The organism is Paraburkholderia sediminicola, assembly GCF_902859805.1.
Taxonomy (GTDB): Bacteria; Pseudomonadota; Gammaproteobacteria; order Burkholderiales; family Burkholderiaceae; genus Paraburkholderia; species Paraburkholderia sediminicola.
Genome location: NZ_CADIKC010000003.1, coordinates 678,098 through 696,325 on the forward strand (window position 1 = coordinate 678,098; position 18,228 = coordinate 696,325).

The 18,228-nt window shown below is 61.3% G+C and carries 16 protein-coding genes and 1 tRNA gene; 15 read left to right on the forward strand and 2 right to left on the reverse strand.

Translation table 11 applies throughout. From position 1 onward, the window contains the following. The first annotated feature begins 85 nt into the window (after positions 1-85). The 4 genes from R8871_RS15495 to R8871_RS15510 all read left to right on the forward strand — a co-directional run bounded on the left by R8871_RS15495 (position 86) and on the right by R8871_RS15510 (position 5,321). Positions 86-550, forward strand: a complete 465-nt coding sequence (locus R8871_RS15495; protein ID WP_054042287.1) for a CBS domain-containing protein — start codon at positions 86-88, stop codon at positions 548-550. Between the two features lie 141 nt (positions 551-691). Next, entirely contained in the window at positions 692-2,629 is a 1,938-nt protein-coding gene (locus R8871_RS15500) for an MFS transporter (protein WP_175051222.1), read from the forward strand. Between the two features lie 70 nt (positions 2,630-2,699). Continuing rightward, a complete protein-coding gene (aroC, locus tag R8871_RS15505; protein WP_175051223.1) occupies positions 2,700-3,800 on the forward strand; it encodes a chorismate synthase in 1,101 nt (366 codons plus the stop codon). 45 nt (positions 3,801-3,845) lie between these two features. Further along, positions 3,846-5,321, forward strand: coding sequence for a tetratricopeptide repeat protein (locus R8871_RS15510; RefSeq protein ID WP_175051224.1), 1,476 nt, complete (start codon positions 3,846-3,848; stop codon positions 5,319-5,321). 113 nt (positions 5,322-5,434) lie between these two features. On the opposite strand, the gene R8871_RS15515 is transcribed toward R8871_RS15510, so the two are convergent. After that, complete coding sequence (locus R8871_RS15515) at positions 5,435-7,108, reverse strand: electron transfer flavoprotein-ubiquinone oxidoreductase (RefSeq protein WP_175051225.1); 1,674 nt, start codon at positions 7,106-7,108, stop codon at positions 5,435-5,437. A gap of 190 nt (positions 7,109-7,298) precedes the next feature. On the opposite strand from R8871_RS15515, the gene R8871_RS15520 reads away from it, so the two are divergent. Both R8871_RS15520 and R8871_RS15525 read left to right on the forward strand, forming a co-directional pair. Continuing rightward, on the forward strand, positions 7,299-8,075 hold the full coding sequence (locus tag R8871_RS15520) for an SDR family oxidoreductase (RefSeq protein ID WP_093643305.1): 777 nt from the start codon (positions 7,299-7,301) through the stop codon (positions 8,073-8,075). 106 nt (positions 8,076-8,181) lie between these two features. Next, entirely contained in the window at positions 8,182-8,613 is a 432-nt protein-coding gene (locus R8871_RS15525; RefSeq protein ID WP_175051226.1) for an acyl-CoA thioesterase, read from the forward strand. Between the two features lie 35 nt (positions 8,614-8,648). Here R8871_RS15525 and R8871_RS15530 read toward each other — a convergent pair whose 3' ends face one another. Beyond that, complete coding sequence (locus R8871_RS15530; RefSeq protein ID WP_175051227.1) at positions 8,649-9,194, reverse strand: LuxR C-terminal-related transcriptional regulator; 546 nt, start codon at positions 9,192-9,194, stop codon at positions 8,649-8,651. A gap of 250 nt (positions 9,195-9,444) precedes the next feature. Here R8871_RS15530 and R8871_RS15535 point away from each other — a divergent pair, with 250 nt between their 5' ends. The 9 genes from R8871_RS15535 (at position 9,445) to rpmI (ending at position 18,228) form a co-directional block, all read left to right on the forward strand. Further along, complete coding sequence (locus R8871_RS15535; RefSeq protein WP_106279196.1) at positions 9,445-10,149, forward strand: CoA transferase subunit A; 705 nt, start codon at positions 9,445-9,447, stop codon at positions 10,147-10,149. Positions 10,150-10,151: 2 nt separating this feature from the next. After that, entirely contained in the window at positions 10,152-10,793 is a 642-nt protein-coding gene (locus R8871_RS15540; RefSeq protein ID WP_093643302.1) for a CoA transferase subunit B, read from the forward strand. Between the two features lie 339 nt (positions 10,794-11,132). After that, entirely contained in the window at positions 11,133-12,044 is a 912-nt protein-coding gene (locus tag R8871_RS15545) for an alpha/beta fold hydrolase (RefSeq protein ID WP_175051228.1), read from the forward strand. A gap of 96 nt (positions 12,045-12,140) precedes the next feature. Further along, entirely contained in the window at positions 12,141-12,494 is a 354-nt protein-coding gene (locus R8871_RS15550) for a RidA family protein (protein ID WP_028200195.1), read from the forward strand. Positions 12,495-12,578: 84 nt separating this feature from the next. After that, the gene (locus R8871_RS15555) at positions 12,579-14,822 is read left to right on the forward strand and encodes a RelA/SpoT family protein (protein WP_175051229.1); all 2,244 of its coding nucleotides are present in this window, start codon (positions 12,579-12,581) and stop codon (positions 14,820-14,822) included. 150 nt (positions 14,823-14,972) lie between these two features. Continuing rightward, positions 14,973-15,049, forward strand: a tRNA-Val gene (locus R8871_RS15560). A 251-nt stretch (positions 15,050-15,300) separates the two neighbouring features. Further along, entirely contained in the window at positions 15,301-17,208 is a 1,908-nt protein-coding gene (thrS, locus tag R8871_RS15565) for a threonine--tRNA ligase (RefSeq protein ID WP_175051230.1), read from the forward strand. 49 nt (positions 17,209-17,257) lie between these two features. Then, positions 17,258-17,782, forward strand: coding sequence for a translation initiation factor IF-3 (gene infC, locus R8871_RS15570; protein ID WP_074263967.1), 525 nt, complete (start codon positions 17,258-17,260; stop codon positions 17,780-17,782). 248 nt (positions 17,783-18,030) lie between these two features. Continuing rightward, positions 18,031-18,228, forward strand: coding sequence for a 50S ribosomal protein L35 (gene rpmI / locus R8871_RS15575; RefSeq protein WP_012433738.1), 198 nt, complete (start codon positions 18,031-18,033; stop codon positions 18,226-18,228).

Below are 18,228 nucleotides of genomic sequence, written 5' to 3' on the forward strand. Positions count from 1 at the left end.
GGCCGCTTTCCTTTTATGGACCTTTCCGCTAGGATCGAAAGTCATTCAGGCAATATCAGCTTAGCGGGTATCACGGAGACAGAACATGCGAGTCAGCGACATTCTTAAAGTCAAAGGCAACACCCTTTTCACGGTCACGCCGGATACCACGCTGCACGACGCAGTCAATACCATGGCCGAGCACGACATCGGCTCGCTGGTCGTGATGGAATACGGCGACCTCGTCGGCATGCTGACGTTTCGCGAAATTATCCTGACCTTGAGCAAGCACGGCGGCAGCCTCGGTACGTCCACGATCCGCAAGCTGATGGACGACCATCCGCTCACCTGCACGCCCGAAACGGATGTCAACGAGGTTCGCCGCATGATGCTCGAGCATCACGTGCGCTATTTGCCGGTGCTGGAAAGCCGCACGCTGATGGGCGTGATCTCGTTCTACGACGTCGCAAAGGCGGTGGTCGAAGAGCAGGGCTTCGAAAACCGCATGCTCAAGGCCTATATCCGCGACTGGCCGGAAGAACCGCAGGATCAACAACCGGCGCCGCGTTAACTCACGCGCGGTGGCTCACCGCGGCGCTCGCGCCGTTGCCGTGAGTATGAAAATGCGATCAAGGCGCGCGCGAAAGCGTGCGCTTTTTTTGTGCCCGGCCCTTTCCCCTTTGCTGCTCTATTAGCCTGTTCTCAGACCCTCATGAGCGATCGTCCGATACCTGCCGCCCGCCGTGCCGCCCGCTCCCACGAGAGGCACGAGTCCCAGTTCCGCCTGCTCAGCCAGCGCCGCTTCGCGCCGTTTTTCTGGACCCAGTTTCTCGGCGCGATGAACGACAACGTGTTCAAGATCGGCTTCACGTCGCTCGTCACGTATCAGGCGGCGCGCTTTTCCGGCGTCGATCCGAAAACGGCGGCGTTCCTGATCTCGGCGATCTTCATTCTGCCGTTCGTGCTGCTGTCGGCCACTTCCGGCCAGATCGCGGACAAGTACGACAAGGCGATGCTCACGCGCTTCGTCAAGAGCTTCGAGATCGTCGTGATGCTGATCGGCGGCACGGGTTTCTGGCTGCATAGCGCGCCGTTGCTGTATCTGTGCACGTTTCTGATGGGCGTCCATTCGACCGTATTCGGACCGGTCAAGTATTCGTATCTGCCGCAGCATCTGTCGAAGTCGGAACTGGTCGGCGGTAACGGCATGGTCGAGATGGGCACCTTCGTCGCGATTCTGATCGGTACGATCGTCGGCGGCGTGGGTGCGGGTTTCGTCGAGCATGGCGCGGTGGTGCTGGCCTGCGCCTGTGTCGGGATTGCGCTGGTGGGGCGGCTGGTGTCGAACTTCGTGCCTGTCACAGCGGCGCCGCAGCCCGATCTGCGCATCAACTGGAATCCGGTCAGCGAGACGTGGCGCAACCTGAAACTCGCGCGCGAAAACCGGACGGTGTTTCTGAGTCTGCTAGGGATTTCCTGGCTGTGGTTCGTCGGCGCGACTTTTCTGTCTTCGTTTTTCAGCTTTGCGAAAAACGTGCTGTCCGCCGACCCGGACGTGGTGACCGTGCTGCTCGGCACCTTCTCGATCGGCATCGGCCTCGGTTCGCTGATGTGCGAAAAGCTCTCGAAGCGGCGCATCGAAATCGGCCTCGTGCCGCTCGGCTCGATTGGCATGAGCGTGTTCGCGATCGATCTGTTCTTCGCGAGCCATGCGTTGCCGGCCGCCGGGCATCTGCTGAGCGTCGGCGAATTCCTCGTGCGGCCTGCCCATTGGCGTGTGCTGGCCGATCTGTTCCTGCTGGCCATGTTCGGCGGCTTCTATAGCGTGCCGCTTTACGCGCTGATCCAGAGTCGCAGCCAGCCGACCCACCGCGCACGCATCATCGCCGCGAACAATATTCTGAATTCGCTGTTCATGATCGTCTCGGCATTGATGGCGATGGGGCTGACCGCGGCGGGCTTCAGTATTCCGGCAATTTTCCTCGTCACCGCGCTGCTGAACATTGTCGTCGCGACGTACATTTATTCGCTCGTGCCAGAGTTTTTGCTGCGCTTTATCGCCTGGGTGCTGGTGCATACGTTCTACCGGATTCGCCTCGTGCACGCCGAACGGATTCCGGAAGAGGGCGCGGCCGTGCTGGTGTGCAACCACGTGAGCTTCGTCGATGCGATCGTCATCATGGCCGAGAGCCCGCGGCCGATCCGCTTCGTCATGGACCATCAGATCTTCAAATCGCCGTTCGCCGGCTGGGTATTCCGCCATGCGAAGGCGATTCCGATCGCGCCCGCCCATCAGGACCCGGAGCTGTTGACGCGCGCCTATGAGCGCTGTGCAGAGGCGCTCGCCGAGGGCGAGCTGGTTTGCATTTTCCCGGAAGGCAAGCTGACGAAGACCGGCGAGATGAATCCGTTTCGCCACGGTGTGACCGAGATCATCCGCCGCACACCGGCGCCGGTGATACCGATGGCGCTGCGCGGGCTGTGGGGGAGCGTGTTTTCGCGCGCCAACGACGCGCGCTTGCCGCGACCGATCCAGAAGGGCGTGATGAGCCGGCTGACGCTGGCGGTGGGTGAGCCGATCGATCCGGATGAGGCGACGCCCGAGGTGCTGCAGCAGATTGTCACCGAGTTGCGCGGGGCGCGGAAGTAGGGCGGCCGGGACTCAGCCCCTGCAGGGCTGGCATAATGGTGCTTTCCCCGCATTTCTTTGGACGACGCCCATGTCCGGCAACACGCTCGGTACGCTTTTTACTGTCACGACCTTCGGCGAATCGCACGGCCCCGCTATCGGCTGCGTGATCGACGGCTGCCCGCCGGGCATGGCGCTTGGCGAAGCCGACATCCAGCTTGAACTCGATCGCCGCAAACCCGGCACGTCGCGCCATGTCACGCAGCGCCAGGAAGAAGACAAGGTCGAGATCCTGTCGGGCGTGTTCGAAGGCCAGACTACCGGCGCGCCGATCGCGCTGCTGATCCGCAATACAGACCAGCGCAGCAAAGACTACGGCAACATCGCCGACACCTTCCGTCCTGGTCACGCCGACTATACCTACTGGCAGAAATACGGCATTCGCGACTATCGCGGCGGCGGCCGTTCGTCGGCCCGTCTGACCGCACCCACGGTAGCGGCCGGCGCGGTTGCGAAGAAATGGCTGCGTGAAAAATTCGGTACTGAGATCCGCGGCTACATGGCGGCGCTCGGAGAGATCGACGTGCCGTTCGTCGACTGGGCGCATGTGCGTGAGAACCCGTTCTTCGTGCCGAATGCGGAGATCGTGCCGGAGCTGGAAGCGTATATGGACGCTTTGCGTAAAGACGGCGACTCGATCGGCGCACGCATTAACGTCGTGGCTTCCGGTGTGCCGGTTGGGCTTGGCGAGCCGCTGTTCGACAGGCTCGACGCGGACATCGCGCACGCCATGATGGGCATCAACGCGGTGAAGGGCGTCGAGATCGGCGCGGGCTTTGCCAGCGTCGCGCAACGCGGTTCGGTGCACGGCGACGAATTGACGCCGGAAGGCTTTGTCGGCAATCACGCGGGTGGTGTGCTCGGTGGTATTTCGACAGGGCAGGACATCACGGTGTCGATCGCGATCAAGCCGACTTCGAGCATCCGCACGCCGCGCCGCTCAATCGACAAGGCGGGGCAGCCCGTTGTTGTCGAAACGTTCGGGCGTCATGACCCGTGCGTCGGCATCCGCGCCACGCCGATCGCCGAATCCATGCTTGCGCTGGTGCTGATCGACCATGCGTTGCGCCACCGCGCGCAATGCGGCGACGTCGCCGTCAGCACGCCGAAGATCGCGGCGAGCGCGCCGTAAGGGGCGCTCTCTGAGCGTCCTCGTATTGCGTGCGGCCTCGTCTCAATGACAGATACGAATATCGAGCCGGCAGATAGCCAACTCGCAGACCTGCGCGCACGTGCCGCCGCGCCGCACGCAGGCTTCGCGGACTGCCTTGCATTCGGACGTTTGTTGCTGGAACGCGCTGGCCGCGACAAGTCCCTTCGGCGCGAGGCGCTCGCGGCGCTAGTGCGCGCTTACCAGCTCGATCCCTCCTGCGAACCTACGCTGCTTCACACCATCGCGCAGACGGCCTTCATCGTGCGCGACTGGTCGCTCGTCGACTCCGCCACGGCGCTGTTGCTCGCGCAAAACGCCGAAGACGCCAACGCGCTGATCTGGCGTGCGGCAGCCGTGCAACAACGCAACGACTTCGACATGGCCGAGCAACTGCTACGCGAAGCGGTGCGTGTTGTGCCTGGCAATCCGGTTGCGCTTCACAAGCTCGCGTTGTGCATCAAGGAGCAGGCGCGGCTGGCTGAAGCGGAAGCATTGCTCAGGCAGGTGCTGGCCTTGTCGCCGGAAAACATGCATGCGCTATTCGATCTGTCGGAACTTGAAATCCGCACCGGACGTTTCGCCGAAGGCTGGGCGCACTACGAGTCGCGCGTCGCGTTCGGCGACGATCTGAATAACGCGCAGCAGGCGCTCGCTGAGATCAGCGCGCATTGGCAGGGCGAATCGCTGCAAGGTAAAACGCTGATCGTGTACGGCGAGCAAGGTAACGGCGATTGCCTTTGGGCGGTGCGCTTTCTGCCGCTCCTGGCCGAGCGGGCGCGACGCGAAGGCGGCCGGGTAATTTTCGGTCACGACGGACCATTGCGGCATCTATTCGAACGGATGCTACCTGCGGACTTGCCGCTCGAAACGAGCCTTGAAACGCGGCCGGATTTCCATTGCGGGTTGATGAGCTTGCCGCTGCGGCTCGGCGTCTTCGATGCGACCGGGTGGGGTGCGCCGTATCTGAGCGCCGAGCCCGCGCGCGTGCAGGCATGGCGCGAGCGGGTTCATGCGCACACGGCCGGCAAGAAGGGCAATCGCAACGTCGGTTTGGTGTGGAACGGCAATCCCGAGCATATCCGCGATACGCGGCGGTCGGTGCCTGTCGAGCAACTCGAGTCGCTATTGAGCGTGCCGGGCGTGACCTGGTTTGCGTTGTCGCCTGGGCGCAGCGAGACAGTCGCGCAGTGGCGGGCCAAGGGGTTCGATGTTGTCGACCTGACCCACCATTTTCAGTCCGGATTCGACGACGTCGCTGCGCTACTGGCGAATCTGGATCTGGTCGTCACGATTGATAGCGGGCCCGCGCATCTGGCGGGGGCGCTCGGCGTGCCGACGTGTTTGATGATCGATCATGTGTCGGCATGGTTTTGGGGCGACGAATCGGGCACTACGGCCTGGTACGATTCTATTGAGCTTTTCCGACAGCCTGAGATTGGCGCATGGGCGCCGGTGCTGGCTAAAGTGCGGGAGCGGATTGGAATGATGCGGGGCGTTTGAGCTTGTTGCTTTGCGGCGGTGTCGGCAGTACGTCTGCAATGAATGCCGCTTTGTTTTTACCTGTTTGCCGTGCGCGGACAAACAAACTCCGCGCACGGCAAACAAACACCGAATCACATATTCGGATAGTTCGGACCACCGCCGCCCTCAGGCGTCACCCAGACGATGTTCTGGGTCGGGTCCTTGATATCGCAGGTCTTGCAATGCACGCAGTTCTGCGCGTTGATCACGAGGCGCTCGCTGCCGTCGTCGTTCTTCACGAACTCATACACCGCGGCCGGGCAGTAGCGTGACTCCGGACCGGCATACGTCTGCCAGTTCACATTCACCGGCACCGAAGGATCTTTCAGCGTCAGGTGAGCCGGCTGATTCTCTTCGTGGTTGGTGTTCGAAATGAACACGGAAGACAACCGATCGAACGTCAGCTTCCCATCCGGCTTCGGATACGTAATCTGCTTGCACTGCGACGCAGGTTTCAGCATCTCGTGATCGGAATGCTGGTGATGCAGCGTCCAGGGCACGTTGCCGCCTAACAGCTTCTGCTCGATGCCGACCATCAGCGTGCCGAGGTACAGACCCTTGCTCATCCACTGCTTGAAGTTGCGCGCACGATGCAGTTCCGTGTGCAGCCACGAGGTCTTGAACGACTCCGGATAGGCCGTCAGCTCATCGCTGGTGCGGCCAGCCTGGACTGCCTCGAAAGCAGCCTCAGCCGCCAGCATGCCGGTCTTGATCGCCGCATGCGAACCCTTGATCCGCGATGCGTTCAGGAAGCCCGCATCGTCACCCACCAGCGCGCCGCCCGGGAACACGAGCTTCGGCAACGACAGCAGTCCGCCCGCCGTGATCGCCCGCGCGCCGTATGACACCCGCTTGCCGCCTTCCAGAATCGCGCGGATCGCCGGATGCGTCTTGTAGCGCTGGAATTCCTCAAACGGTGACAGGTACGGATTCGTGTAGCCGAGGCCGACCACAAAGCCCACCACCACCTGGTTGTTGTCCATGTGATAGAGGAACGAGCCGCCGTACGTGTCGTTTTCCAGCGGCCAGCCGGCGGTGTGCATCACCAGACCCGGCTTGTGCTTCGCCGGATCGATTTCCCACAATTCCTTGATGCCGATGCCGTAGACCTGTGGATCGACGCCATCGCGCAGCTTGAACTTGTCGTTCAGTTGACGGCCGAGGTGCCCGCGCGCGCCTTCGCAGAAGAGCGTGTACTTCGCGTGCAGTTCCATGCCGAGCTGGAAATTCTCGGTCGGCTCGCCGTCCTTGCCGATCCCCAGATTGCCGGTGGCGACGCCTTTAACCGAGCCATCGTCGTTGTACAGAATCTCAGCAGCCGGAAAGCCGGGGAAAATCTCCACACCGAGCGCTTCAGCCTGCTGACCCAGCCAGCGCGTGACATTCGCGAGGCTGATCACGTAATTGCCGTGGTTCTTGAAGTTGTCCGGCAGCGCCCAGGTCGGCACGCTCTTCGAACCGGTTTCGGTCAGGAACAGGAATTTGTCTTCGGTCACGTCCACCGTCAGCGGCGCGCCTTTTTCCTTCCAGTCCGGGATCAGTTCGGTGATGGCGCGCGGATCCATCACCGCGCCCGACAGGATATGAGCCCCGATCTCCGAGCCTTTTTCCAGTACGCACACGCCAAGCTCGACGCCTTTTTCCGCCGCCAGCTGCTTCAGGCGGATCGCTGCGGACAGGCCAGCCGGGCCGCCGCCGACGATCACAACGTCGTATTCCATCGACTCGCGTGGACCGTATTGCTCAATGAGGCTTGCGGGGGTCATTGATGCTCCTCTTCTTACCGTTAGAATGCTTTTTTCGGGATCGTATTGTGGGCGATGGTCTCCGCCACTGCAACCAGATGAGCAGAGATTAGCACGATCGTTCTATTTCTGTGATACGGTATGACCCGCAGTGACGGTCCTACCGCACCTGTCAACCGCGTCTGTAACAACAACCGAACAAGGAACGACAATGGGCCGTTCGATCAATCTGGAAGGCAAGGTCGCGCTGATCACCGGCGCCTCGAGCGGGTTGGGGAAGCGCTTCGCTCAAGTATTGTCGCAGGCTGGCGCCAAGGTCGTGTTGGCAAGCCGCCGCACTGAGCGCCTGAAGGAGTTGCGCGCCGAGATCGAGGCCTCCGGGGGCGCTGCGCACGTCGTTTCGCTCGACGTCACGGACTATCAAAGCATCAAGTCAGCTGTCGCCCACGCGGAAACCGAGGCAGGCACGATCGACATTCTGGTGAACAATTCAGGCGTGTCGACCACGCAGAAGCTTTCGGAAGTCACGCCGGCCGATTTCGAATACGTGTTCGACACTAACACGCGCGGCGCGTTCTTCGTTGCCCAGGAAGTCGCCAAGCGCATGATCATGCGCGGCAATAGCGCGCAGAAGCCGTCATACCGGATCATTAATATCGCGTCGATGGCGGGCCTGCGGGTGTTGCCGCAGATCGGCCTGTACTCGATGAGCAAGGCCGCTGTCGTCCATATGACGAAAGCCATGGCGCTGGAGTGGGGTAAGCACGGCATCAACGTGAACGCCATCTGCCCGGGCTATATCGATACCGAGATCAACCATCATCACTGGTCGACCGAGCAAGGGCAGAAGCTGGTGTCGCTACTGCCGCGTCATCGGGTCGGCAAGCCGGAGGATCTGGACGGGCTATTGCTTCTGCTGGCGGCCGACGAATCGCAGTTCATCAACGGCTCGGTGATTGCCGCCGACGATGGATTCGGTCTCGCCTGAACGCGGCTTTGCGCTGCCGTTTGTTGTTTGTCACGTTTGCCCCGGCCCATGCGCCGGTTTCACCCTCGTTTCAACCCGTTAAAGAAGTACGATGAGCAGAAGTACGATGAGCGATTTTCACGCAGTTTTCGAGATGTCGATGCCGATCCGTTGGGGCGACATGGACGCATTCGGCCATGTGAACAACACGGTCTATTTCCGTTACATGGAGCAGGTGCGGATTTCCTGGTTCGAACAACTGGGTCTGGCCGGCAGCAACGCCGACGGGCACGGGCCGGTGATCGTCAACGCATCGATGGAGTTTCTCAAGCAGTTGCACTATCCGGGTGATGTGATCGGCCGGATGTCCGTGGCTACGCCTGGGCGCAGCAGTTTCGACACGGCGTTCGAGCTCGTGCGCGCCGACGATCCGGGCACCGTCTATGCCCGCGGTGCTGCGCGCTGTGTGTGGATCGACTACGCCGCAGGCAAGTCGGTGCCGGTTCCGGATATGTTGCGCGCGACCATCGAGAGTGCGGCGCTGGTCAAGGCGGCTTGATAGCGCCTGACGCTCCCAGCGCTCCCAGCACCTTCTCAATGCCCGAGCAAGCGCTGCAACAGTTCGGTCGCATTCCCCGTATCGTATTTGCGCATCAGCCGCGCGCGGTAGACATCGACCGTGCGCGGGCTGATATCCAGCGCCCGTCCGATCTGCTTGCTGGTTTTGCCCGTCACCAGTTGCGCGGCGATTTCCCGCTCGCGCGGCGTCAGTTCGACCGCCACGCGCCGTGTCGCGCTCAAATCCTCGAAAGTCCAGACACCCGCTGCGTGCGGGTCCATGCGCTGCTGCGCGCGGCCCGTCACGTGGCACCAGAACAATTCCCCGTTGGCCCGCTTCATGATCCGGTCGTCCGCGTAGCTGCCTTGCGCGGTCATGATCGGTGGAATCCGTGCGCCGATCCGCTCGAATTCGTCCGTCGACGGATACAGGATCTGGAACGACTGGCCGAGCAGCGCCTCGCGCGTGCAGCAGAATATCGACGCCAGCTCGTCGTTGCAGTCTTCGATGATCCGTTCGCGTGACAGCACGAGTCCGATCGGGGCGAGGTGAAACGCGGTTTGGTAATCCAGTGCGGGCATGGGCTGGCGGCAAGTACTTATGTATTTTTGCGTATTGTGCCGCATGGCGCGCCCAGCGTACTCTTTCGGGCACATGACAACGCGGCGAAGCGTTCGCAGCAGGCCTTGGCTCGAAGCTGGGCAGACTGAGCGCAAAGCCGGCCGCGGATGACTAGAATGACGTGTCGGGCGTTTGCCCGCTCTGCGTCATATCGAAGTCGCAACGATCCGAATTCCGTTTTCGGGTTTCCATAAAGGAAGGGACATACTGATGAACAAGGTCTATCCAGGCGCCGCCGAGGCGCTGAAAGACATCGTCAAGGACGGGCAGACGTTCGCCGTCGGCGGTTTCGGGCTGTGCGGCATTCCTGAGGCGCTGATTGGAGCGCTGCGCGATTCGAAGGTGCAGGGCATCACCTGCATCAGCAACAATGCGGGCGTCGACGGTTTCGGCCTCGGTCTGCTGCTCGAAACGCGCCAGGTCAAGAAGATGATTTCTTCTTACGTGGGCGAAAACAAGGAGTTTGAACGCCAGTATCTGGCCGGCGAACTCGAGCTCGAATTCACGCCGCAAGGCACGCTCGCCGAGAAGCTGCGCGCCGGCGGCTCGGGCATTCCGGCTTTCTTCACGAACACCGGCTACGGCACGCTGATCGCCGAAGGCAAGGAAACCCGCCAGTTCGGCGAAAACCACTATGTGCTCGAACATTCGCTGACGGCCGACGTCGCGTTGGTCAAGGCATGGAAAGCCGACAAATCGGGCAACCTGATCTATCGCCGCACCGCACGCAACTTCAACCCGATGTGCGCGATGGCCGGCAAGATCACGGTCGCGGAAGTCGAGGAAATCGTTGAAGTGGGCGAACTCGATCCGGACGCGATTCACACGCCGGGCATTTTCGTGCAGCGCATTGTGCTCAATGCGAATCCGGAAAAACGCATTGAACAACGCATCGTCCGCGCGAAAGGAGACTGATCATGGCATGGACTCGTGATGAAATGGCCGCACGCGCGGCGAAGGAATTGCAGGACGGCTTCTACGTGAACCTCGGCATCGGTTTGCCGACGCTGGTGGCGAACCACGTGCCGGCGGGTGTTGAAGTGTGGCTGCAGTCGGAGAACGGCCTGCTCGGTATCGGCCCGTCGCCGACCGAAGAAGAAGTGGATGCCGACCTGATCAACGCCGGCAAGCAGACAGTGACTACGCTGCCGGGTTCGTCGATTTTCTCGTCGGCGGATTCGTTCGCGATGATTCGCGGCGGCCACATCAACCTGGCGATTCTCGGCGCTATGCAGATCAGCAAGAAGGGCGATCTGGCCAACTGGATGATCCCGGGCAAGATGATCAAGGGCATGGGCGGCGCGATGGATCTGGTCGCGGGCGTCAAGCGCGTGGTCGTGCTGATGGAGCACGTCGCGAAGGGCGACCAGCACAAGATTCTCGAAGAATGCACGTTGCCGTTGACGGGCGTGGGCGTTGTCGACCAGATCATCACCGATCTCGGCGTGATCGAAATCACGGAAGACGGTCTGAAGGTGACTGAACTGGCGCCGGGCGTCAGCGTCGAGGAAATCCAGACCAAGACGGGCGCGCCGCTGGATGTGAGCGCGGTGAGCTGAGTGGTGTTGTGAGCCGCCCGCCCAGGTCTTTGTGACGGAAGCGGGCGGCAACGCGAGCTGCCTTGCGGGTGTTGGGGCGGCTTGCGAAGCGAATTGAAGCGAGGTTGTTGGCGGGCGAGGCGCGAGTCTCGCCCGTTTTGTTTTGGTGCCGTCTTTTTGGGCCGTTTTGCGCTGCCTGCGTCGGGATGGGTGCGTTGAGGTTTTTGCCCCGGTGCGTCTTAGGCCGTTTGGCCGATCCTTGCCGCGCGGCAAAGCGGTTTACAATCGTTTGAAGATTCGACGTTCATTTCCCGCCGCTTGGTCTGCGCCGAGCCCATAGCGCTTTTGCAAGGAACCCAGATGACCGAGACGTCCGCTTCCACCGCCGGGCGGCCCGCGCCGCGCCAACGTTATGTGCAATGCGCGAGCGCCGGTGGCCTGCACCGGATCGCTTATACCGAATGGGGCGACCCTGCTAATCCACGTGTGCTGCTGTGCGTGCACGGCTTGACGCGTTCGGGGCGTGATTTCGACCGCCTCGCGGCGGAATTCGCCGGCACTTACCGCGTGGTGTGTCCGGATGTGGCGGGGCGGGGCTTGTCTTCCTGGCTCGCGAACCCCAACTTCTATAGCGTGCCGCAATACGTCGCCGATATGGTCACGCTGATCGCGCGCCTGAACGTCGAAACGGTCGACTGGTTCGGCACCTCGATGGGCGGTTTGATCGGGCTCGCGTTGGCCGGCCTGCCGGAAACGCCGATTCGTAAAATGCTGTTGAACGACGTCGGACCGCATCTGGAGCCGGTGGCCGTGCAGCGCATCGGTGATTACCTCGGCAAGCCCGTGCGTTTCGAAACGCTGCAGCAGGGCATCGACTACGCCGCGTTGCTTGCGCAAACCTTCGGTCCGCTCACGCCGGACGAGTGGCGCGAGATCAATACGCCGCTTTTGCACGAGCAGGACGGCGCATGGTTGTTCCGCTACGACCCGCGGATCGCACAGCCGTTTACCGCGACAACCGAAGAGGCGGCCAAACTCGGCGAGGCCGCGTTGTGGCACTCGCTGGCAGCGTTTCAGGGGCCGGTGTTAGTGGTGCGCGGCGAGCAATCGGATCTGCTTTCTCGCGAGACCGTCGCAAAGATGATCGAAACCGGGCGCGCTGTATCCAGCGCCGAAATTGCGGGCGTCGGGCATGCGCCGGCGTTTCTGTCGGCCGATCAGATCGACCTCGCGAGGCAGTTCTTTATCGGGCCGGCCGCTGACGCGTCATAATATCGAGTTCCGCGCGGCGTCCTTTATTGGGCGCATTGCGTAGGTGCAATGCGGAACGCATCTGCGATCAATTTTCAACCAACCTCAGGATTCTTCATGGCAGTCATTCGTCACCACGTCGGCAAGCGTCTCTCGGAAACCGCTGTGTACAACGGCACCGTGTACCTCGCCGGCCAGATCGCTGAAGACGCGGATCAGGACATCACGGGTCAGACGCGCGAAGTGCTCGGCCACATCGACCGTCTGCTGGAAGAAGTGAATAGCGACAAGTCGCACTTGCTGTCCGTGCAGATCTACATTTCGGACATGGTGCACTTCGCCGGCATGAACGCAGTGTGGGACGAGTGGGTCGCACAAGGCGCCACGCCGCCGCGCGCTACCGTCGAAGCGAAGCTCGCTAACCCGAAGTGCCTCGTCGAAATCGTCGTGGTCGCGGCGCAGCGCGATTGAGCCTCGCTGAGCCTGGCTTTAGCGTCGTCTCGCAGTTGTTGTTGAAAATCCGTTGATCCGTCTGGCCCGGTGGGCCGTCGCACCATGACTACCGAAATCGTTACGAGCACGCCGACCCCCATCCCTTCCTTCGACGAAGCGATGGCGTTCGTGCGCGAACATGCGGGCGAAGTGCGGCTCTCATCGGGCGAGTTGCTGGCGGATCACGCGGCGGGTACGGCGTCGATCATGCGCAAGCTCAATGTTGATCCGCCGGCTGTGCTGGCGGCGGCCTTGTTTGCGCTGACGCCGCATCTGCAAGACCCCGAGCGCGTAATCGCCGACAACTTCGGCGAAGAAGTCGCGCAGCTGGTGGGCGACGTGCGCAAGTTGCTGCGCCTCGGTACGGTGAGCTTGCGCGCGGCGCAGAATGCGATGCCCGAAGCCGGGCGCGATGCGCAAGCCGCGCGCCGCGCGCAGGTCGAGGCGCTGCGCAAGATGCTGCTCGCGTTCGCGCAGGACATTCGCGTGGTGCTGATACGGCTCGCGTCGCGCTTGCAATCGCTGCGTTATTACGCGGCGGCGAAAATCACGCCGTCGCCCGACGTCGCGCGTGAAACGCTCGATATTTACGCGCCGCTCGCCAACCGGCTCGGCATCTGGCAACTGAAGTGGGAGCTCGAGGATCTCGCGCTCCGCTTCGAAGAGCCGGTCACTTACAAGCGCATCGCCAAGCTGCTCGACGAGAAGCGCGTCGAGCGCGAGAGCTATGTTGCGCAGGCAATCGAGCGGCTGCAGCAGGAACTGGCTGCGGCGCATGTTCAGGCTGAAGTCAGCGGCCGGCCAAAACACATTTACAGCATCTGGCGCAAGATGCACGGCAAGGAGCTGGATTTCGCCGAACTGTACGACGTGCGCGCGTTTCGCGTGATCGTGCAGGACATCAAGGATTGCTACACCGTGCTCGGCATCGTGCACAACCTGTGGCAACCGGTGCCGAAAGAGTTCGACGACTACATCTCGCGGCCGAAGCCGAACGGCTATAAATCGCTGCATACGGTCGTGATCGGCGACGATGGCCGCGCGTTCGAAGTACAGATCCGCACGCAGGAAATGCATCAGTTCGCCGAGTATGGCGTGGCGGCGCACTGGCGTTATAAGGAAGCGGGCACGCGTGGCTACGGCGGCCAGTTCAGCGCCAATGAGAAGTACGACGAGAAGATTGCGTGGTTGCGTCAACTGCTCGCGTGGAAAGACGACGTCTCCGAAGGCGAGCACGGCGAGAAGCGGGCCGCGCAGCCGTGGGAGCAACTGCGCCAGGCTACGCTCGACGACGACCACATCTACGTGCTCACGCCGCAAGCCCGCGTGATTCCGCTGCCGCACGGCGCGACACCGGTGGACTTCGCGTATCACCTGCATAGCGAACTGGGGCATCGCTGCCGTGGTGCGCGTGTCGATGGCGCGATGGTGCCGCTCAACACGGCGTTGCAGAACGGTCAGACGGTCGAGATCGTCGCGGTGAAAGAGGGCGGTCCGTCGCGTGACTGGCTCAACCCGCAACTCGGGTATCTGCAGAGCCATCGGGCGAGGCAGAAAGTGCGCGCGTGGTTCAACGCGGTCGAAGTGCAGGAGCACATCTCGAGCGGCCGTGCGATGGTCGAAAAAACCCTGCAGCGCGAGGGCAAGACGTCGGTCAATCTCGATCAGCTTGCCGCCAAGCTCGGTTTCAAGACGACCGACGACCTGTTCTCGGTGGTCGGCAAAGAAGAATTCAGTCTGCGGCTCGTCGAGCAGGCGCTGCACGATGCGCCGCCGCCCGAGCCGGTAGTCGAAGCGCCGGAACAGTTTGAGAAGCGCAGTAGCGGCGCGAGCGTCGCCCGCGGGGCTTCTACGGGTGTGCTCGTGGTCGGCGTCGACGCGTTGCTTACGCAACTCGCGCGCTGTTGCCGTCCCGCACCGCCTGACGACATCAGCGGCTTCGTCACGCGCGGCAAGGGCATGTCGATTCACCGCAGCGATTGCCCGACCTTCGTGCGCATGGCCGATCGCGCGCCGGAACGTGTGTTGCAAACCGCATGGTCGGCAGATGTCATGAGCGGCCGCGGTCAGTCGGTTTATCCTGTCGACCTCAGCATCGAGGCCACGGATCGGCAAGGTCTGCTGCGCGATATCTCCGAAGTTTTCGCGCGCGAGAAGATGAACGTGATCGGCGTGAAGACGCAGTCGCGCCGCAATGCCGCGTTCATGCAATTTACTGTCGAGGTATCGAGCGCCGCGCAAATTCAGCGCGCGTGTACGCTGCTCGGTGAAGTAATCGGCGTGGTGCGCGCTTCACGCAAGAGTTGATGCGCGCACGAGGCGGCGGGTGCCTGTGGGTGCGTGCAGGCGCACGGCAGGCATCGTTTCGATGCGCCCGTGCGTGCGAGTAGAAATTTAAAGTCGGTGCATAAAAGTACTTGCCAAGCGGTGTGGGGCTCCATATAATCTCGTTTCTTCAGGCTCGTAGCTCAGCTGGTTAGAGCACCACCTTGACATGGTGGGGGTCGTTGGTTCGAGTCCAATCGAGCCTACCAACGAAAGAGAAATTCCGGTTTTGCCGGGGTTTCGCAAACTGCAGTAAGCGCTTCGGCGCAAAAGGCAAATACGGTTATGGCACCGCGAACGTTGACCGAAACTACTTCGGAGCGACGCTAGTCGAGGACCACTTTCGCCACTGTAGTTAGCAGGAAATGTGAATGCGGCCCCTCGAAAGCGGGGCCGCATTTTTTTTGGTTTTTTGACCTGGTTGTATGTGCCGCCGCCGGTCGGCACCACGGAGAACGCAATGGTTTCGATACGTTTGCCTGACGGTTCTGTTCGACAGTACGAGCATCCGGTGACCGTCGCCGAAGTGGCAGCCTCGATCGGCCCCGGCCTCGCGAAAGCTGCGCTCGGCGGCAAGATCGACGGTGAACTCGTCGATACGTCCACGCTGATCGATCACGACGTGGCGCTTGCCATCGTCACCGAGAAAGACGCCGACGGCCTCGACATCATTCGTCACTCCACGGCGCACTTGCTCGCGTACGCGGTGAAGGATCTGTTCCCGGAAGCGCAGGTCACGATCGGTCCGGTGATCGACAATGGCTTTTACTACGACTTTGCGTACAGCCGTCCCTTCACGCCGGAAGATCTCGAGAAGATCGAAAAGCGCATGCAGGACCTCGCGAAGAAAGACGAGCCGGTCTCGCGCCGCGTGGTCTCGCGCGACGAAGCTGTGGACTACTTCAAGAGCATCGGCGAAAAATACAAAGCCGAGATCATCGAATCGATTCCGGCTACCGACGAAATCAAGCTGTACTCGCACGGCGGCTTCACGGATCTGTGCCGCGGCCCGCACGTGCCGTCCACCGGCAAGCTGAAGGTCTTCAAGCTGATGAAGCTTGCAGGCGCCTACTGGCGCGGCGATTCGAAGAACGAGCAATTGCAGCGTATCTACGGCACGGCCTGGACGAAGAAGGAAGACCAGGAAGCGTATCTGCACATGCTTGAGGAAGCGGAAAAGCGCGATCACCGCAAGCTCGGCAAGCAACTCGACCTCTTCCACATGCAGGACGAGTCGCCGGGCATGGTGTTCTGGCATCCGCGTGGCTGGACGCTTTGGCAGCAGGTCGAGCAGTACATGCGCCGCCGCGTGAACGATGCCGGCTACCTCGAAATCAAGACGCCGATGATCATGGACCGCTCGCTCTGGGAAGCGTCGGGCCATTGGCAGAACTATCGTGAAAACATGTTCACGACGGAATCGGAAAAGCGCGACTACGCGATCAAGCCGATGAACTGCCCAGGCCACGTGCAGGTGTTCAACCACGGCTTGCGCTCGTATCGCGACCTGCCGTTGCGTTACGCGGAATTCGGCTCGTGCCACCGCAATGAATCGTCGGGCGCGCTGCATGGCCTGATGCGTGTGCGTGGCTTCGTGCAGGACGACGCGCACATTTTCTGTACCGAAGACCAGTTCATCAGCGAATCGATCGCGTTCAACACGTTGGCGATGAGCGTCTACAAGGACTTCGGCTTCGACAATGTCGAGATCAAGCTGTCGCTGCGCCCGGATTCACGTGCCGGTACCGATGAGACGTGGGATCGTGCCGAGCAGGGTTTGCGCGACGCGCTGACGGCGTGCGGCGTGACGTGGGAAGAACTGCCGGGCGAGGGCGCATTCTACGGCCCGAAGGTCGAGTACCACATCAAGGACGCACTCGGCCGGTCGTGGCAGTGCGGCACGTTGCAGCTCGATATGGTGCTGCCGGAGCGTCTGGGCGCGGAATACGTCGCCGAAGACAATAGCCGCCGCCGCCCGATCATGCTGCACCGGGCAATCGTCGGATCAATGGAGCGCTTCCTCGGCATTCTGATCGAGCACCATGCTGGTGCAATGCCGTCGTGGCTTGCGCCGATGCAGGTTGTGGTGATGAATATCGCGGAAAGTCAGGCCGAATATGCGCAGTCGCTAGCCCAATCGTTGCAAAAACAAGGGGTTAGAGTAGAGGCCGATTTGCGCAACGAGAAGATTAGCTATAAAATACGGGAGCACACGCTGGAAAAGGTGCCGTACCTGCTTGTGGTCGGCGACAAAGAGCGTGAAGCCCAAACGGTAGCCGTGCGTGCCCGTGGTGGTGTCGATCTGGGTGTGATGCCTCTCGATACCTTCATTGAGCGTCTGCGCCAGGATGTGCAGTCGTTCAACTGAGCCACTTGGCAGCCCGGCTCGTTTTTTTAATTTTTAGAGGAAACGTAACATCGCTACTGATAAGTCTGCGCACCGCATCAACGGTGAAATTACAGCACCCGAGGTGCGTCTGGTCGGAGTCGAGAACGAACCGCTCGGCATCGTGAAACTCGCTGATGCGTTCCGCATGTCGGAACAGCAGGATGTGGATCTGGTTGAAATCGCTCCGCAAGCGGTTCCTCCGGTCTGCCGTTTGATGGACTACGGCAAGTTCAAGTACTCGGAAGCGAAGAAGCAACACGAGGCCAAGCTCAAGCAGAAGATTGTCCAGGTCAAGGAAGTCAAATTCCGCCCGGGCACTGATGACGGCGACTACAACGTCAAGCTGCGCAACCTCATTCGTTTCCTCGACGACGGCGACAAGACGAAAATCACGTTGCGTTTCCGTGGCCGCGAAATGGCTCACCAGGAAATCGGTATGCGCATGCTCGAGCGCCTGCGCACTGACCTCGACGAAGTCGGTCAGGTCGAGCAGATGCCGAAAATGGAAGGGCGCCAGATGATCATGGTGCTCGCGCCGAAGAAAAAGAAGTAAGCCGCTGGGGCAGCGGCGCACCGTGTGGTGTGCGCTCCGGTTGTGAAAGATTGAAACGATGCTGTGCCGGGTGTCCGGTGCGGGATCGGCAGGTTTCGGAATGGCGCATGTGCAAATATGCGCCGCTTCCTGAAAAGCGGCTGCCGGCGGTAACGGCGGTCTGCATACCAAGTGGAATGGGTTTCGAAGGGCGGGTAATGGCCATCTGGCCGACCGCACACCCATATCCATCTAATAATGGAGTTGTCATGCCGAAGATGAAGACCAAGAAGAGTGCTGCAAAGCGCTTCGTGGTGCGTCCGGGCGGTACCGTCAAGCGCGGTCAAGCCTTCAAGCGCCACATTCTTACCAAGAAGACCACCAAGAACAAACGCCATTTGCGCGGTTCGACGGCAGTTCATGATGCAGATATGAACTCCGTGCGCGCAATGCTGCCGTTCGCTTAA

What these genes read in the sequence shown, in the direction of transcription:
- R8871_RS15495 (WP_054042287.1), top strand. Translation starts at nt 86, where the DNA reads ATGCGAGTCAGCGACATTCTTAAAGTCAAAGGCAACACCCTTTTCACG.
- R8871_RS15500 (WP_175051222.1), top strand. Translation starts at nt 692, where the DNA reads ATGAGCGATCGTCCGATACCTGCCGCCCGCCGTGCCGCCCGCTCCCAC.
- aroC (WP_175051223.1), top strand. Translation starts at nt 2,700, where the DNA reads ATGTCCGGCAACACGCTCGGTACGCTTTTTACTGTCACGACCTTCGGC.
- R8871_RS15510 (WP_175051224.1), top strand. Translation starts at nt 3,846, where the DNA reads ATGACAGATACGAATATCGAGCCGGCAGATAGCCAACTCGCAGACCTG.
- R8871_RS15515 (WP_175051225.1), bottom strand. Translation starts at nt 7,108, where the DNA reads ATGACCCCCGCAAGCCTCATTGAGCAATACGGTCCACGCGAGTCGATG.
- R8871_RS15520 (WP_093643305.1), top strand. Translation starts at nt 7,299, where the DNA reads ATGGGCCGTTCGATCAATCTGGAAGGCAAGGTCGCGCTGATCACCGGC.
- R8871_RS15525 (WP_175051226.1), top strand. Translation starts at nt 8,182, where the DNA reads ATGAGCGATTTTCACGCAGTTTTCGAGATGTCGATGCCGATCCGTTGG.
- R8871_RS15530 (WP_175051227.1), bottom strand. Translation starts at nt 9,194, where the DNA reads ATGCCCGCACTGGATTACCAAACCGCGTTTCACCTCGCCCCGATCGGA.
- R8871_RS15535 (WP_106279196.1), top strand. Translation starts at nt 9,445, where the DNA reads ATGAACAAGGTCTATCCAGGCGCCGCCGAGGCGCTGAAAGACATCGTC.
- R8871_RS15540 (WP_093643302.1), top strand. Translation starts at nt 10,152, where the DNA reads ATGGCATGGACTCGTGATGAAATGGCCGCACGCGCGGCGAAGGAATTG.
- R8871_RS15545 (WP_175051228.1), top strand. Translation starts at nt 11,133, where the DNA reads ATGACCGAGACGTCCGCTTCCACCGCCGGGCGGCCCGCGCCGCGCCAA.
- R8871_RS15550 (WP_028200195.1), top strand. Translation starts at nt 12,141, where the DNA reads ATGGCAGTCATTCGTCACCACGTCGGCAAGCGTCTCTCGGAAACCGCT.
- R8871_RS15555 (WP_175051229.1), top strand. Translation starts at nt 12,579, where the DNA reads ATGACTACCGAAATCGTTACGAGCACGCCGACCCCCATCCCTTCCTTC.
- thrS (WP_175051230.1), top strand. Translation starts at nt 15,301, where the DNA reads ATGGTTTCGATACGTTTGCCTGACGGTTCTGTTCGACAGTACGAGCAT.
- rpmI (WP_012433738.1), top strand. Translation starts at nt 18,031, where the DNA reads ATGCCGAAGATGAAGACCAAGAAGAGTGCTGCAAAGCGCTTCGTGGTG.